The organism is Kaustia mangrovi (genome assembly GCF_015482775.1).
GTDB lineage: Bacteria > Pseudomonadota > Alphaproteobacteria > Rhizobiales > Im1 > Kaustia > Kaustia mangrovi.
Genome location: NZ_CP058214.1, coordinates 2,222,501 through 2,238,487 on the forward strand (window position 1 = coordinate 2,222,501; position 15,987 = coordinate 2,238,487).

The 15,987-nt window shown below is 68.3% G+C and carries 13 protein-coding genes (1 of these 13 running past the window's edge); 3 read left to right on the forward strand and 10 right to left on the reverse strand.

Annotated elements, in window-relative coordinates; all coding sequences use genetic code 11:
- A protein-coding gene (locus tag HW532_RS10310) for a M23 family metallopeptidase (protein ID WP_213164279.1) crosses the window boundary here: on the forward strand, nucleotides 1-1,028 show its 3' portion. The gene continues 718 nt to the left of window position 1, outside the view; 1,028 of the gene's 1,746 nt are visible here — the last part of the coding sequence; its start codon lies off the left edge, out of view; its stop codon occupies nucleotides 1,026-1,028.
- A gap of 272 nt (nucleotides 1,029-1,300) precedes the next feature.
- On the opposite strand, the gene clpB is transcribed toward HW532_RS10310, so the two are convergent.
- Nucleotides 1,301-3,901, reverse strand: coding sequence for an ATP-dependent chaperone ClpB (clpB, locus tag HW532_RS10315; protein ID WP_213164280.1), 2,601 nt, complete (start codon nucleotides 3,899-3,901; stop codon nucleotides 1,301-1,303).
- A 250-nt stretch (nucleotides 3,902-4,151) separates the two neighbouring features.
- On the opposite strand from clpB, the gene HW532_RS10320 reads away from it, so the two are divergent.
- Nucleotides 4,152-4,931 carry an MOSC domain-containing protein gene (locus HW532_RS10320; RefSeq protein ID WP_213164281.1) on the forward strand — a complete coding sequence of 260 codons (780 nt, stop codon included), beginning with the start codon at nucleotides 4,152-4,154 and terminating at the stop codon, nucleotides 4,929-4,931.
- 95 nt (nucleotides 4,932-5,026) lie between these two features.
- Here the strand turns inward: HW532_RS10320 and HW532_RS10325 are convergent, their stop codons facing one another.
- From HW532_RS10325 to HW532_RS10350, 6 genes are all read right to left on the reverse strand, one after another.
- Complete coding sequence (locus HW532_RS10325; RefSeq protein WP_213164282.1) at nucleotides 5,027-5,761, reverse strand: DUF4167 domain-containing protein; 735 nt, start codon at nucleotides 5,759-5,761, stop codon at nucleotides 5,027-5,029.
- Between the two features lie 504 nt (nucleotides 5,762-6,265).
- Nucleotides 6,266-7,183, reverse strand: a complete 918-nt coding sequence (gene prmC, locus HW532_RS10330) for a peptide chain release factor N(5)-glutamine methyltransferase (RefSeq protein ID WP_213164283.1) — start codon at nucleotides 7,181-7,183, stop codon at nucleotides 6,266-6,268.
- 59 nt (nucleotides 7,184-7,242) lie between these two features.
- Nucleotides 7,243-8,316, reverse strand: coding sequence for a peptide chain release factor 1 (gene prfA / locus HW532_RS10335; protein WP_213164284.1), 1,074 nt, complete (start codon nucleotides 8,314-8,316; stop codon nucleotides 7,243-7,245).
- Nucleotides 8,317-8,607: 291 nt separating this feature from the next.
- Entirely contained in the window at nucleotides 8,608-9,642 is a 1,035-nt protein-coding gene (locus tag HW532_RS10340) for a helix-turn-helix domain-containing protein (RefSeq protein ID WP_213164285.1), read from the reverse strand.
- Between the two features lie 144 nt (nucleotides 9,643-9,786).
- Complete coding sequence (gene ptsP, locus HW532_RS10345) at nucleotides 9,787-12,051, reverse strand: phosphoenolpyruvate--protein phosphotransferase (RefSeq protein WP_213164286.1); 2,265 nt, start codon at nucleotides 12,049-12,051, stop codon at nucleotides 9,787-9,789.
- 94 nt (nucleotides 12,052-12,145) lie between these two features.
- Nucleotides 12,146-13,408, reverse strand: coding sequence for an aspartate kinase (locus HW532_RS10350; protein WP_213164287.1), 1,263 nt, complete (start codon nucleotides 13,406-13,408; stop codon nucleotides 12,146-12,148).
- Between the two features lie 172 nt (nucleotides 13,409-13,580).
- Here HW532_RS10350 and ubiG point away from each other — a divergent pair, with 172 nt between their 5' ends.
- Nucleotides 13,581-14,324, forward strand: coding sequence for a bifunctional 2-polyprenyl-6-hydroxyphenol methylase/3-demethylubiquinol 3-O-methyltransferase UbiG (gene ubiG, locus HW532_RS10355; RefSeq protein WP_213164288.1), 744 nt, complete (start codon nucleotides 13,581-13,583; stop codon nucleotides 14,322-14,324).
- Between the two features lie 21 nt (nucleotides 14,325-14,345).
- On the opposite strand, the gene HW532_RS10360 is transcribed toward ubiG, so the two are convergent.
- Genes HW532_RS10360 through grxC form a run of 3 tightly spaced genes read right to left on the reverse strand, consistent with a single transcriptional unit; the run spans nucleotide 14,346 to nucleotide 15,936 of the window.
- Nucleotides 14,346-14,807 carry a DUF1178 family protein gene (locus tag HW532_RS10360; protein ID WP_213164289.1) on the reverse strand — a complete coding sequence of 154 codons (462 nt, stop codon included), beginning with the start codon at nucleotides 14,805-14,807 and terminating at the stop codon, nucleotides 14,346-14,348.
- A complete protein-coding gene (locus tag HW532_RS10365) occupies nucleotides 14,804-15,664 on the reverse strand; it encodes a carbon-nitrogen hydrolase family protein (RefSeq protein WP_213164290.1) in 861 nt (286 codons plus the stop codon). Before HW532_RS10365 ends, HW532_RS10360 begins: the two co-directional genes overlap by 4 nt.
- Nucleotides 15,661-15,936 carry a glutaredoxin 3 gene (gene grxC, locus HW532_RS10370; protein WP_213164520.1) on the reverse strand — a complete coding sequence of 92 codons (276 nt, stop codon included), beginning with the start codon at nucleotides 15,934-15,936 and terminating at the stop codon, nucleotides 15,661-15,663. Before grxC ends, HW532_RS10365 begins: the two co-directional genes overlap by 4 nt.
- Between the last annotated feature and the right edge of the window lie 51 nt (nucleotides 15,937-15,987).

Sequence of the window (15,987 nt, forward strand, 5' to 3'; positions counted from 1 at the left end):
ACTTTTCCGTCACCATCGATCACCGCCCCGACTTCTACGGCCAGTTCGTGCCCTACCCGACACGGCTGAGCTTTGCGCCCGCCGACGGCGAGGAGATCGTGGTGGAGGCCGACCATCGCGGTCGCTATGTCGCCCGGATCGAGACCGACGGCGATGCCCGCGCGCGGCTGGCGAGCCTGCCCTATCAGCGCGTGAAGGCGCGGATCGCCTCCTCGCTCTACTCCACGGCGAAGAACGAGGGGGTTCCCGAACCGGTGATCGCGGAGGTCATGCGGGTCCATTCCTTCGAGGTCGACTTCCAGCGCGAGATCAAGGAAGGCGACAGCTTCGACCTGTTCTTCGGCGAGCCGCTGGACGGCAAGTCCAAGCGCAAGGTCCTGCTCTACAGCGCCCTGTCGCTCAACGACAAGCTGCACGGCTATTACCGCTTCACCACCCCCGACGACGGCACGACCGACTATTACGACGAGAACGGCAAGAGCGTGCGCAAGGCGCTGATGCGCACACCGATCTCCGGCGCGCGGATCACCTCCGGATTCGGCCTGCGCAAGCACCCGATTCTCGGCTACAACAAGATGCATGCGGGCGTGGACTTCGCCGCCGCGCGCGGCACGCCGATCAAGGCCGCCGGCGATGGCGTGATCGAGATCGCCGGGCGCGTCGGCTCCTATGGCAACTATGTCCGCATCCGCCACCCCAACAGCTACAAGACGGCCTATGCCCATATGCAGCGGGTCGCGCGCGGCATCACGCCGGGCACCAAGGTCCGCCAGGGGCAGGTCATCGGATATGTGGGCACCACGGGACGCTCCACGGGCCCCCACCTGCATTACGAAGTGCTGGTCGACGACAAGCGCGTGAACCCGCTCAAGATCCAGCTCGCCGACGGCCGCAAGCTCAAGGGCGAGATGCTGGCGAAGTTCAAGGCGCACAAGGCCCGGATCGACGCCATGATGCAGGCCGCCCCGGTCGCGACCCAGGTCGCGCAGGCCCCCTCCGCGGCCGAATCGGACCTCTCAAGCCAGTAGGCCATCCGCGCCGGCAACGGCCCCGGACGGCAGGCCTCGCTTTCAGCCCAATCAGCCCAAGGCGCTGTCAGGACATGGGGTCGTCGCGGAGCGACCCGGCCCCATCGCAAACGCCTCCCCGGACCTGACGGTGCCCTTCCCATGCGGCACGCGCGCTCACATGGGATGGATCCACGGATGGGTCCGCGAACGGAAAAGCCCCGGATGGATCGCCATCCGGGGCTCTTGCCGCGTGGGGGGCCAACGCCCCCGATGTCTGAAGCTCGGCCCGGTCAGGCCGCCTTGCCGACGGCGGGCGTGCCGTTGATCACGAGGCCCGAATCGTCGGCGGAGACCTTCACCGAATCGCCGTCCTTGATGTCGCCGGCGAGGATCATCTCGGCCAGCGGATCCTGCAGGCTCTTCTGGATGACCCTCTTCAGCGGCCGTGCGCCGTAAGCCGGATCGTAACCGCGCTTCGACAGCCAGTCGCGCGCGGCCTCGTCGAGCTCCACCGCGATCTTGCGGTCGGCCAGGAGACGCTCCAGCCGGTCGATCTGGATGTCGACGATCTTCCGGATCTGCTCGGGCTTCAGCCGGTCGAACAGCAGGATCTCGTCGAGCCGGTTCAGGAATTCGGGCCGGAAATGGGCCCGCACGACCTCCATGACCTGGTCGCGCACCGCGCTGACATCGGCCTCGGGCGGCTGGTTGATGAGGATCTCCGCGCCGAGATTGGACGTCATGATGAGCAGCGTGTTGCGGAAGTCGACCGTACGACCGTGGCCGTCCGTCAGCCGCCCCTCGTCGAGCACCTGGAGCAGGATGTTGAAGACATCCCCATGCGCCTTCTCGATCTCGTCGAACAGCACGACCTGATAGGGCCGGCGCCGCACCGCCTCGGTCAGCGCGCCGCCCTCCTCATAGCCGACATAGCCCGGAGGCGCGCCGATCAGCCGGGAGACGGAATGCTTCTCCATATATTCCGACATGTCGATGCGCACGATGGCCTGCTCGTCGTCGAACAGGAACGAGGCGAGCGCCTTGGTGAGCTCCGTCTTGCCGACGCCGGTGGGGCCGAGGAACAGGAAGGAGCCGATGGGCCGCGAGGGGTCCTTCAGGCCGGCGCGCGCCCGGCGCACCGCCGTGGAGACAGCCTCGACGGCCAGATCCTGGCCGACAACGCGCTTCTCCAGAGCCTCCTCCATGCGCAGGAGTTTCTCGCGCTCGCCCTCGAGCATCTTGTCGACGGGAACGCCCGTCCAGCGCGACACCACCTGGGCGATGTGATTCTCCGTCACCGCCTCCTCGACCATGGCGCCCGACTTCTGGGCCTCCTCGGTCTCGGCGAGCTTGCGCTCCAGATCGGGGATCACGCCATAGGCCAGCTCGCCCGCCTTGGCGAGGTCGCCGCGGCGCTGGGCCTGCTCCAGCTCGAGCCGCGCCTGGTCGAGATCCTCCTTCACCTTGCGCGTGGAGGCGAGCTTCTCCTTCTCGCCCTGCCAGCGCTGGGTGAGCTCCGCCGACGACTGCTCGAGCTCGGCGAGCTCCTTCTCCAGCTTCTCCAGCCTGTCCCGGGAGGCGTCGTCCGGCTCCTTCTTCAGCGCCTCGCGCTCGATCTTGAGCTGGATGATCCGGCGGTCGAGCTCGTCGAGCGCCTCGGGCTTGGAATCGACCTGCATGCGCAGGCGCGAGGCCGCCTCGTCCATGAGATCGATCGCCTTGTCCGGCAGGAACCGGTCGCTGATATAGCGGTCCGACAGGGTCGCGGCCGAGACCAGCGCGGAATCGGAGATCCGCACGCCGTGATGCAGCTCGTACTTCTCCTTCAGGCCGCGCAGGATCGAGACCGTGTCCTCCACCGTCGGCTCGTCGACGAAGACCGGCTGGAACCGGCGGGCGAGCGCGGCGTCCTTCTCCACATGCTGGCGGTACTCGTCGAGCGTCGTCGCGCCGACGCAATGCAGCTCGCCGCGCGCCAGTGCCGGCTTGAGGAGGTTGGAGGCGTCCATCGCGCCGTCCGCCCGCCCGGCCCCGACGAGCGTGTGCATCTCATCGATGAACAGGATGATGCCGCCTTCCGCCGCGGAGATCTCCTGGAGCACGGATTTGAGCCGCTCCTCGAACTCGCCGCGATATTTCGCGCCCGCGATCAGCGCGCCCATATCGAGGGCCAGAAGCTTCTTGTCGCGCAGCGATTCGGGCACGTCGCCATTGACGATACGCTGGGCGAGGCCCTCCACGATCGCCGTCTTGCCGACGCCCGGCTCGCCGATCAGGACCGGATTGTTCTTGGTGCGCCTGGAGAGCACCTGGACCGTGCGGCGGATCTCCTCGTCGCGCCCGATCACCGGATCGAGCTTGCCCTCGCGGGCGGATTCCGTGAAATCGATGGTGTATTTCTTCAGCGCCTCGTAACTGCCCTCCGCCGAGGCGGTGTCGGCCGTGCGGCCCTTTCTGAGATCGTTGATCGCCTGGTTGAGGGCGACCGCCGTCACGCCGGCATCGGCCAGGAGCTTGGCCGATTCGGTGCCCTTCTCCATGGCGAGCGCTTGGAGCAGCCGCTCCACGGTGACGTAGGAATCGCCCGCCTTCTCCGCGAGCTTTCCGGCATTGTCGAACACCCGGGCGGTTTCCGGCGCGAGATAGAGCTGGCCGGCGCCGGCGCCCTCGACCTTGGGCTGCTTGGCGAGCGCCTGCTCGACGCGCTGGCGCGCGAGCGCCACATCGCCGCCGGTCCGGGCCAGAAGGCCGGATGCGAGCCCTTCCTCGTCGTCCAGCAGCACTTTCAGGACATGTTCGGGCGTGAAGCGCTGATGCCCCTCGCGGACCGCAAGGCCTTGCGCCGATTGCAGGAACCCCCGCGCGCGCTCGGTAAACTTCTCGAAATCCATAACTCAGACCTCCTTCAGCGCGCCATCGAGGCCGCCCTCACCGGAGGCACGGCCAGTATCGGCGCCTGTTCGCCATCATACGGCAAGACCCTGCACACCCCCACACGGGAACCCTCGCGTCCGAGATCGCAACTCGTTTTCCGGATCACTCAAGCGGCATTCCCCGTGAGAGCAGGTCGCCCTAGAGTTGATATAGTCCCTCGCGTGGGGCACACAAGATCGCCTGACGAGGATATCGGGAAGGGGCCGCATGACGACGGACACAGCACATATCACCGCCATCTGCCGCTATCCGGTCAAGGGGTTCACGCCCGAGCCGATGGAGCGCGTGGCGCTCCGGGCCGGCCGTTGCCTGCCGCTCGACCGGGCCTATGCGGTGGAGAACGGAACGCGCGATTTCGATCCCCGCGCGCCGCGGCACTTTCCCAAGGTGAAGTTCCTGCAGCTCATGCGCCACGAACGGCTCGCGCTGCTGACGACCCGGCTCGACGACGAGAGCCGCCGGCTGGTCATCGAACGCGACGGCCGGCAGGTCGCAAGCGGCGCGCTCGACACGCCTGTCGGCCGCCAGCTCGTCGAGCAATTTCTCGCAAGTTTCCTGAAGGACGAGCTGCGTGGGCCCCCGCGCATCGTCGCCTGCCCCGGCCACAGCTTCTCCGACGTCAGCCGTCAGGTCGTCTCGATCATCAATCTCGCGACCGTTCGCGACATCGAGCGTGTCGCCGGCCAGCCCGTCGACCCGCTGCGCTTCCGCGGCAATCTCTATATCGACGGCCTGGAGCCGTGGGCTGAACTGGGATGGGTCGGGAGAACCGTCGAGATCGCCGGAGCCCCCATGCTCGAGGTGCTCGAACCGATCAAGCGCTGCGCGGCGACGGAGGTCGATCCGCAGACCGCCGCGCGCGACCTGAAGATCCCGCAGATCCTCCAGAGGGGATTCGGGCATCAGACCGTGGGGATCTATGCGGAGGTGACGGCGGACGGCACCGTCGCCGTGGGCGAGGCGATGACCGCCGGCACTGCGGACTGAGGGCGCCAGGGTCGGGCTGCAGGGCCCGAAAACAATCATGGCCGGAGAAGACCCCGGCCATGACGGATCGACGGGTTCGACGGCGGGACCGGTCTTCAGCCGGCGGCCGGGACCGTGTCCTCCTTGCTGTCGCCCTTGCTGTCGTCCTTGGAGGATTTCTCCGCGTCCTCGCCCGAGGTCTCGGTCGACTGGGCGGTCAGGGGAAGCTCGGCCGCGCCGTCTCCCCCCTCGTTGTCGCTGCGCTTCCGGCGGCGGGTCGTCGCGGGCCGCGCGGTCTTGCGCTGGGCGGTGCGGCGGCGCGGGGCCGGCTTGTCCTGTGCGGGCTCGTCGTCCTGACCGTCCGCCTTCGCGGCCTCGCGGGGCTGTTCCGCCTCGCCGCCGCCCTGCGCGTCGGTCTCCCTGCCCGCCTCGTCGCGGCCGGTGCGTCCGGTGCGGCCATCGCCGTCGGACTGCGGCCGCTGCTCGCGGGGCTGGTCGTTGTCGCCGTTGGCGGCTGTCGTCTCGCCCTCGTCCTCCATGCCCGTGCCGTCGCCATTGGCGCGGCGCGGAGCATTGCCGTTGCCGGCCTGCTGTTGCTGCATATAGGCCTGCGCGGCCGAGACGATGCGCGAGTAGTGCTCGGCATGCTGGAAGAAATTCTCCGCGGCGATATAGTCGCCCGCCGCCTGCGCATCCCGGCCCAGGCTCGCGTATTTCTCGGCGATATGGGACGCCGTTCCGCGAATCTTCACATCCGGTCCGTTCGATTCGAACACCCGGTTGGACGGATTCGGCTGCCGCCGCCCGCCGCCCCTGTTGCGCGAGCGCTTGTTATGCTGGCCTTGTCTCATGGCTTTGAAACACTCATCACGATCGTTTCCGAAATCCACTCTGGTGATTGCATGTCACGGCCTCTGCGGGCCGGGGAGCCTCCCTGGGCTCGTGGCGCGTCCCCATCCGGCCTGCACGGCCGGACAGTCGCCGCCATTGCGGACTGAGCCATCCGCTACGCCGCCGAAACAGCGCATTCCAACAGTCCGTACAAGACTACGGCAGCACTCGATCACGCCTTAAAAGCCCTATCGGGCTCTCCCCCGAGGTCTGCTCGCACAATGGCAGACCGCCACCAATGGCCGTTGGGTAACTGGTGCTACAGGTCGTCGCCAGAGATCAGTTGCAAGCAACCAGAACAGCTCTGCCCAGCGCGATTGCCGGCAATGCTTGAGGACGCCGTGGATGGCGCCCCCTGGCCGTGCTGGCGCCTGAAAATCGTTGGATGATTTTCACCGCCCGCTCCAACTCGTCGCAAGTTAGCCGCTCGTCGAGCCGTTTCCAACCTCTTTTTTCTCATTCACTCATGACAATGGTGGACGTTGCATGCTTACCACACGCCCGCGCTGTGCCAGATCGCGCGCAATCGCGTCGAGACCGGCACCGGGCCGCAAGCCGTTCGCGGCGAACAGTTCCGCCACCGCATCCGCCTGGCCCGCGCCCACCTCCACGGCGAGCCATCCGCCGGGCCGGAGCCTTTTCGCGGCCGCCGGAACGATCCGGCGATAGGCGTCGAGGCCATCCGCGCCGCCGTCGAGCGCGCCGCGCGGATCGTGATCGGCCACCTCGCGGGCCAGCCCGCGAATATCGGCGCTCGGTATGTAGGGCGGATTCGACACAATTATGTCGAAGGTTCCGCCGAGCGCCTCGTCCCAGTCGCCGCACAGGAACGCGCTGCGTCCCTCAAGACCATGCCGTCCGGCATTGGCGCGCGCCACCCTCAGTGCCTCGTACGACCGGTCGAGGCCGATACCCGTCGCGCCGGGCCATTCGCTCAGCAAGGCGACGAGGATGCAGCCGCTTCCCGTGCCGAGATCCAGGACGGCCGGCGCGCCCGCCTGCCAGTCCTGCGCTTGCGCGATCTCCAGACAGCGCTCGATCAGCGTCTCGGTATCCGGCCGCGGGTCGAGCGTCGCGGGCCCGATCTCGAAATCGAGCCCCCAGAATTCCCGTTCGCCCAGAATGCGCGAGACCGGTTCGCCGGAGAGCCGGCGGGCGATCAGCGCATCGATCAGCGTGCGTTCGCGCGCGCTCACGGGCCGTTCGGGATGGCTCACAAGGACCGTCCAGTCTTCCTCGATGGCCGCCGCCACCAGGAGGCGCGCATCGAGATCGGCCGAACCGACGCCGCCCGCCCTGAGGCGGTCGCGCGCATGGCGCTGGGCGGCGCGCAAATCCAGTACTCCGGTCAGCGCCGCGCCGCCGCGCACGATCCCGTCCATGCGGGAAGGGTCCCGTTCCATTCTGTCATACTCGGGAATATCGGGACTCGAGAGCCCGATCACAAGCCCTGTTCGGCGAGCAGTTCCGCCTGATGCTCGGTGATCAGCGCCTCGATGATCTCGTCGAGCGCCTCGCCGGCGATCACCTGCTGCAGCTTGTAGAGCGTCAGGTTGATGCGGTGGTCGGTGACGCGGCCTTGCGGGAAGTTGTAGGTGCGGATGCGCTCCGACCGGTCGCCGGAGCCCACCTGGCCGCGCCGTGCGGCGGAGCGTTCGGCGTCCTGGCGCTCGCGCTCGCGCTCATAGAGGCGCGCGCGCAGCACCTTCATGGCCTTGGCCCTGTTCTTGTGCTGGGACTTCTCGTCCTGCTGGCTCACCACGATGCCGGTGGGAATATGCGTGATCCGCACCGCGCTGTCGGTGGTGTTGACCGACTGCCCGCCCGGCCCGCTCGCGCGGAAGACGTCGATCCTCAGATCCTTCTCGTCGATATCGACATCGACATCCTCCGGCTCCGGCAGCACCGCGACCGTCGCGGCCGATGTGTGGATGCGGCCCTGAGATTCCGTGGCCGGCACGCGCTGCACGCGATGGACGCCCGATTCGTATTTCAGCCGCGCGAACACACCGCGCCCCGAGATCGCCGCGGTGATTTCCTTGTAGCCGCCGAGATCGGCCTCGCTCGCCGACAGGATCTCGACCGTCCAGCCCCGGATATCGGCATAGCGCTGATACATGCGGAAGAGATCGCCCGCGAACAGCGCGGCCTCGTCGCCGCCCGTGCCGGCGCGCACCTCGAGGATGATGTTCTTGTCGTCGGCATCGTCCTTCGGCAGAAGCAGCACCTTCAGCTCGCGCTCCAGCCCGTCGATACGGTCGTCGAGCGCCTCCAGCTCCTGGCGCGCCATCGCGACGAGCTCGTCCTCCCCGCTGTCGTCGGCCGCCATGTCGCGCAGGTCGGCGCGCTCCTGTTCGGCCTCCTTCAGCGCCGTATAGGCCTGCGCCAGCGGCTCGAGCTCGGCATATTCCTTCGACAGCTTCACATATTCCGCCGCCTCGGGACCGGAGGACAGACGGGCCTCGATCTCCTGGAAGCGGCTCATCAGCCGGTCGAGAGTGTCGTTGTTCAGCATCGTGCGATCCATTTGCGGCCGGGCGCGGGCGACAGGACGCTCCGGGCGCCCTGCAACCGGGCCCGTCCACCCGACTGCGGCTTGGTCTAAAGCATTTTTCAGGCGCAGGGAAACGCCATTACCCCATATCGGGTCTCATATGGGGTGCCAGCGGCGGCAAGGGGAGGCCGGCCCCTCGGCGGGGTCCGGAAATGGCACCGGCCCGCCCCCGCCCGGGCCAGCCCGGGCACGATTGCCTCCAGGCGGCCTTGCGGCAGGGCACGGGCCGGAGCGAACCGGGATCCGGCAGTCTTATCCGCTGGTCTTCGTCAGGCCGTCGATATCGAGCGAGCGGCCGACCAAGATCTCGCCCGGCGCGCCCAGCGTGCCGCGCTCCTCGCCGTCGACCACATAGCTCAGCGCGCCCCCGTCGCGGGCGATCACGACGAGATCGTCGCGGTCGGGAACGCGGTAGGAATCGCCCTGCATCAGCGTCTTGGTCATGACGACGTTGCCGCTGCGGTCCTCGATGCGGATCCAGACCGGCGATTTGGCACGCAGCACGAGACGCGACTGAGCGTTGTCGGCGCCGTAGACGCGGTTGTCGTCGCCCCCGCGAACGGCGGCGGCATCGACCGGCACGTCGCTGCTCGACACGTTCTGCTGGATGAACTCGGTGAGCCCGCTAATATCCTCCGGCGCCGTCTCGGCTTCGAGGGCCTGGCCGGTCTCGCGGTCGCTGGGCGTGAGGGAATCCTGCGCCTTGCCGCCGGACCCCGTGCTCGCGGTGACGATCGGGTCGGAATTGGGCAGCATGTAGCCGGCATCCGTGCCGTTGGCCTGGACCTGCGGATGCTCGGCGGCCGGCCCGCTCAGGCCCGGCACGACGATCCAGGCCGCGCCGCCGAAGGCGCTCATGGCGAGGAACGCGCCGACCAGCAGCCCGGTCGTGCTGCGCGCGGCCGGGAAGGGGATGACCTTGGCCGCCCGGCGCGGCGTGCCCGGCTCGTCCACGGCCGGCACATCCTCATCGCGCGCGCTCTTGAGGATCTCCACATAGTGCTGTGCGAGCGGGGCCGGCTCGAAGCCGAGGAATTCCGCATAGGTGCACACATAGCGCAGCGCATCGTCGAGCTCGGGAAGGCTCGACAGGTCGCCCTCCTCGATGGCCGTGAGATAGCGCCGGTTGATCCGCGTGGCGTGAGCCGCCTCCTCGATGGGGCAGCCGTGGCGCTCGCGCTCGCGGCGCAGGAACCAGCCCACCTCCGCGGCGGGATTGTTCTCTTCGATGGCGGCGGCCGAGGCGGTGGCCTGGCCGGTCTCATGGGGTCGATTGATCGGATCCATGGCTCTTCCCGATCCCGCTTGGTTCGCGTGTCCGTTCCGGGACGGCGCGGGAGCCCCTGGAGGGTCGTTCCGGCCGTTTTCCCGTCAGTCTCTGCCAACACAGTGCCGGAGAAAGGTAAGCAAGAGATAAACGGGCCCGGGCGGTCAGACGGGAACGTCGTGCTCGCGCGCGAAGGCCATGAGCTGGGGGCGGATGCTGTGCTCGGCTGTCTCCAGCAGCGGTGCCAGGGCGCCGGCGACCTCGCCGGCATGGAGCTTCATGATCATCGCCTTGATGGGCCCGATGGCGGCCGGCGTCATGGAGATCGACCTCAGGCCGAGGCCGATGAGGGCCATCGCCTCCAGGGGACGGCCCGCCATCTCGCCGCACAGATTGACCGGCACGTCGTGCCGGCGGCCCATATCGACGACATGCCGGATGGCACGCAGCACGGTCGGGCTCAGCGGGTCGTAGCGTCCCGCGAGCCTCGGGTGGTCGCGGTCGCTGGCAAACAGGAACTGCACCAGGTCGTTGGACCCGATGGACACGAAGTCGACCAGCGGCAGGAGCTGGTCGAGCTGCCACAGCAGCGACGGCACCTCCAGCATCGCACCGGCACGGATGGAAGACGGCAGCCTGTGGCCGCGCCGCTCCAGGAACAGGCGCTCCTCCTCGATCAGCTCGCGCGCGCGGCGGAACTCGTCGACCTCCGCGACCATCGGGAACATCACCCAGAGGTCGCGCCCGCCGGCCGCCTTGAGCAGGGCGCGCAACTGCAGCTTCATGAGCGCCGGCCGGTCGAGCGCCATGCGGATGGCCCGCCAGCCGAGCGCCGGGTTCTCCTCCTTGGCCTGGCGGAGATAGGGCAGCACCTTGTCGGCCCCGATATCGAGGGAGCGGAACACGACCGGACGGCCGTTCGCGGCGTCGAGGACGGCGCTGTAATGCTCGACCTGCTCGCCCATGCGCGGAAAGGCGGAGGCGATCATGAACTGCAGCTCGGTGCGGAAGAGCCCGATGCCGTCGGCGCCGGCATCCTCCAGATGCGGCAGGTCGACGAGCAGGCCGGCATTGATCGACAGCTTGATGCGCTCGCCGTCGACCGTTACGGCAGGCCGGTCGCGCAGCCGGGCATACTGCTCCTGGCGCTTGGCATAGAAGCGGACCTTCTCCGCATAGGCCTGCTCGATATCCTGCGAGGGGCGCACATGCACCTCGCCGCTGGCCCCGTCGATGATGATCGGATCGCCCGTATCCACGAGGTCGAGGAGCCCTGCCGTCTGCCCCACGAGCGGCACGCCGAGGGCGCGCGCCACGATGGCGACGTGGCTGGTCTCGCCCGCCTCCTCCAGCACCACGCCGCGCAGCTTGCGGCGGTCGTAGTCGAGGAGCTCCGCAGGCCCCATGGTGCGCGCCACCAGGACGGCGTCCCTGGGCAGCTCGCCCGCCGCCGCCGTCCCCGTCTGGCCCGTGAGGATCCTGAGGAGCCTGTTGGCCAGATCGTCGAGATCGTGCAGCCGGTCGCGCAGATAGGGGTCCTTCTGCCTCAGCATGCGCGCGCGGTTGTCGCTCTGCACGCGCTCCACGGCGGCCTCCGCGGTGAGCCCTGTGCGGACCACCTCGTGCATGCGGTTCACCCAGCCGCGGTCGTGGGCGAACATGCGATAGGCCTCCAGGATCTCGCGATGCTCGCCGCCGCGCGGCGTGTCGAGGCGCGACAGCATGCTGTCGACCGCGCGCCGCAATTGCTGGATCGCCCGGTCGAGCCGCTCCACCTCCGCCGGGATGTCCTCCGCGATCAGGTTGGTGATCACCACGCGCGGCTCGTGAAGCACGGCATGGCCGAGCGCCACGCCCTCCGCGAGGATCTGGCCCTTGAGATGGTGGGAGCGCAGATGGGCGACGTCGACCTCGACGGCCGCCGCCACCTCCTCAAGCTCGCCCGACGCGATGATCTCGGCGAGCACCATGGCGGTGATCTGCAGCGCCTCGACCTCTTCCTCGCTGTACTGGCGCGGCGTCTGGTTCTGGACGACGAGCACGCCGAGCGTCAGGCCGGCGCGCAGGATCGGCACGCCGAGGAAGGAGCGGTAGACCTCCTCGCCCGTCTCGGGGAGGTATTTGAAGGCGGGATGGGTCTGCGCGTCGGACAGGTTGAGGGGCTCCGCCTCCGCGGCGATCACGCCGACGAGGCCCTCGCCCACCAGAAGCTGGCTCTGATGGACGGCGGTCGGGTTGAGACCCTCCGTGGCGTAGAGCTCCAGCAGGCTGCCCGGGCGCATGACATAGATCGAGCACACCTCCGCGACCATGTTGGAGGCGATCAGCGAGGCGATCTTGTCCAGGCGCTTCTGCGCGGCTTCTGGCTCCGCCATTACCTCGCGCAGCCGCCGGAGCAGGACACGCGGGCCAACAGCGGGAACCGGCATCAGGGCGTGTCCCTCCTGCTTGGGCGCGCGTGCGGGTCGGGCATGCGCCATCGCGTCTGTCGGAAGTGGTCCCTCATGCCTTGTCCCAGCCGCTTCAGACGGTGTCCTGCGCGTCGAGCTCGTAGGCCGTGTGCAGGGTGCGCACGGCAAGCTCGGTATAGGCCGCGTCGATCAGCACGGAAATCTTGATCTCCGAGGTGGTGATCGCCTGGATGTTGATTCCCTTCTCCGCCAGCGCGGAGAACATGCGTGCCGCGACGCCGGCATGGCTGCGCATGCCGATGCCGATCACGGATACTTTGGCGACATCGCGGGCGCTGATCAAGCGGCTGAAGCCGATCTTGTCCTTCAGGCCCCCGATCACCTGCAGGGCGCGGTCGAGCTCGCGCTCGGCGACGGTGAAGGTGACGTCGGCGTGCTCGCCGTCCTCAGACACGTTCTGCACGATCATGTCGACGTCGATGCCCTGTTCCGCGAGCGGCCCGAAAATGCCCGCCGACACGCCCGGCCGGTCGGGCACGCCGACCAGCATGACCTTGGCTTCGTCCTTGGAATAGGCGATACCGCTGACGACTTGCTGTTCCACGATCTCTTCCTCGTCGCACACGAACGTGCCCGGCCCGGATCCGTCCTGCGTGTTCTGGTTGGGCGAATCCGGCGCCTCGAAACTCGACCTGACCTGAAGCGGAACCCGGTGCACCATGGCCAGCTCCACCGACCGTGTCTGCAGGACCTTCGCCCCGAGCGACGCGAGCTCAAGCATCTCTTCGTAGCTGATTCTAGCGATCTTGCGGGCCTTCGCAACGATGCGCGGATCGCAGGTATAGACGCCGTCCACATCGGTGTAGATGTCGCAGCGCGCGTCGACCGCCGCGGCGATGGCGACCGCGCTCGTATCCGAGCCGCCGCGGCCCAGCGTCGTGATCCGGTTGTCCGGGCCTATGCCCTGAAAGCCCGTCACCACCGCGACCTGGCCCTGCTCCATCCGGCTGCGCAGCTCGCTGCCGTCGATATCGGTGATCCGGGCGGCGCCGTGCATGCCGTCGGTGCGGATCGGCACCTGCCAGCCCTGCCAGGAGCGCGCGGGGATACCCATGTCCTGAAGGACGATGGCGAGGAGCCCGGCGGAGACCTGCTCGCCGGAGGCCACCACCGCGTCGTATTCGCGCGCATCGTGCAGCGCGGAGGCCTCGCGCGTCCAGCCGACCAGCCGGTCCGTCTGCCCCGCCATGGCGGAGACCACAACCGCGACCTGATTCCCGTTGGCGACTTCGCGGGCGACATGCCGCGCCACGTTGCGGATACGCTCGATATCCCCAACGGACGTGCCCCCGAATTTCATGACTAGCCGGCCCATGACACATCCTTTGCCCGCAAGGGGGTGCTTCGCGGGTTTCGCCCGACGCCACCAACGCCCTATGCTGTTTGAAAACCCCCGTCCGTCGGCGCGTTAGTCATACTCGCCGCACTGAGCATATGCAATATTGCGTGGCAGGAAAGTGACCCGCACACCGAAGAAGGCGCCGCCCATGACCCAAGCGACAACGGTCGATCCCAAGGAAGTCGACAAGTTCTCCGAGCTCGCCGCCCAATGGTGGGATCCGAAGGGCAAGTTCGCCGTCCTGCACAAGTTCAATCCGGTGCGGCTCGCCTATATCCGCGAACACCTCACCGCCCATTTCGGCCGCGACCCCATGGCGCTGAGGCCGCTCGAGGGCCTGCGCATCCTCGATATCGGCTGCGGCGGCGGCCTGCTGTCGGAGCCGCTCGCCCGGCTCGGCGCCGATGTCGTGGGCGCCGACCCCGCCGACCGCAATGTGAAGACCGCCATGGTCCATGCCAGCGAGCAGGCGCTCGCCGTGGACTACCGGGTCGCCACGGCCGAGGAGCTCGCCGATGCGGGCGAGCGGTTCGACGCGGTCCTGAACATGGAGGTGGTGGAGCACGTCTCCAATCCGCCGCTCTTCATCGCGCGCTGCGCGGAGATGGTCCGGCCCGGCGGGGTGATGCTCATGGCGACGCTCAACCGGACGCTCAAATCCTTCGGCCTCGCCATTGTGGGGGCGGAATACGTGCTCGGCTGGCTGCCGCGCGGCACCCATCAGTGGGAGAAGTTCATTACCCCCGCCGAGCTCGGCGCGATGCTGTCGGAGGCGGGGCTCGTCCAGCGCGACCTCACCGGCGTCGTCTACCGCCCGCTCGCCGACGAATGGGTCCGCTCCAGCGACACCGACGTCAACTACATGATGCTCGCCGCGAAACCGGACGCCTGAGGGGTCGGGACGCCGGGCCGGTCAGTTCTTGTCCTCGGGCAGGACCGGGAGGGGAAAGACCTCGATGCCCTCCTCGTGGAGGGCACGGGCGTCCTCCGGCGTGGCCTCGCCGTAGATGCTGCGCGCCTCCGCCTCCTCGTAGTGTATGCGGCGTGCCTCGTCGGCGAAACGGTCTCCGACATTCTCCGCACCGGTCTCCACCTGACGGCGCAACTCGCGCGCGAGCTCGAGCAGCCTGGCGGCATCGGGCGTCGCGCCGGCGACATATTTCGGCTGGCCCGCCCCCGGCCCGGATTCCGCCGGCACCGGCTCGCCGCCGCCCTTGGCGATGCCCGGCGCCATCAGCGCCTTGTCGACCCGCGCCGTGCCGCAAACCGGGCAGACCACGGCCTCCCCGGCGCGCTGTTCGTCGAAACTCGCGCTGTCGCGGAACCAGCCGTCGAACTCGTGGCCTTCCGCGCAGACGAGATCGTAGCGGATCATGACACGACCTCGAGATGGGACGGCGTGTCGATGGAGAAGCGCCGGCCATGGGAGAGCGAGGGAACGCGCTGGCGTGCCCTGGCGATCTCGGCGGTATCGATCTCGGCGAGGATGACGCCCGGCTCCTCGCCATCGGCCTCCGCCAGGATCTCGCCCCAGGGCGAGACGACGAGGCTGTGGCCGTAGGTCGCCCGGCCATTGTCGTGCACGCCGCCCTGGGCGGGGGCGAAGACGAAGGCGCCGGTCTCAATGGCGCGGGCGCGCAGCAGCACATGCCAGTGCGCCTCGCCCGTCTGACGCGTGAAGGCGGCGGGAACGCTCAGGAAATCGGCGCCGGCCTGGGCGAGCGCCCGATAGAGATGGGGGAAGCGGACATCGTAGCAGACGGTCATGCCGAGCCGCCCCCAGGGCAGCGCCGCCAGAACGCCGCGGTCGCCGGCGAGATAGGTGCGCGATTCCCGGTAGCTCTCGCCATTGTCGAGATCGACATCGAACATGTGAATCTTGTCGTAGGTCGCAACGACCCGGCCTTCCGGCGAGATGAGGACGGACCGGTTGGCGGCCTGCGTCTCGCTCACCCGGACCGCCAGGGATCCGGCGAGAAGCCAGACGGAGAGCTCGTCGGCAAGCGCCTTGAAGGCGGCAAGCGCCGGATCCTCGCCCTGCGGGTGGATCGCCTCGAACAAGGCCCGCCGGCCGGTCACCATGAGCGAGGTCATCTCCGGCGTCATGACGATATCGGCGCCCCGCCCGGCCGCCTCGCGGATGAGCACGTCGGCTGCGGCGATATTGGCGGCGGGGTCCTGGCCCGAACGCATCTGGGCGCAGGCGACGGTGAAACGGGCGGTCTCGGTCATGGCGTGGCTCCGGCCTCCGATGTCAGCAGACGGTCGAGCTTACCGGCCCGGTCCATTGCACTCAAATCGTCGAAGCCGCCGACATGGGTCCCGGCGATGAAGATCTGCGGAACGGTATGGCGCCCGCCCGCCTTCTGCGTCATCCGCGCACGCCCCTCCGGGTCGCCGGAGACATCGATCTCCTCGAAGTCGACACCCTTCTTGCGCAGCAGCGCCTTGGCGGCGAGGCAATAGGGGCAGAACCGTGTCGTGTAGATCGTCGTCTTTGCCATCTCGCTCATGCGCCGCCCTCTTGAACCGCTGGACATCAAGCCATTGTCGCG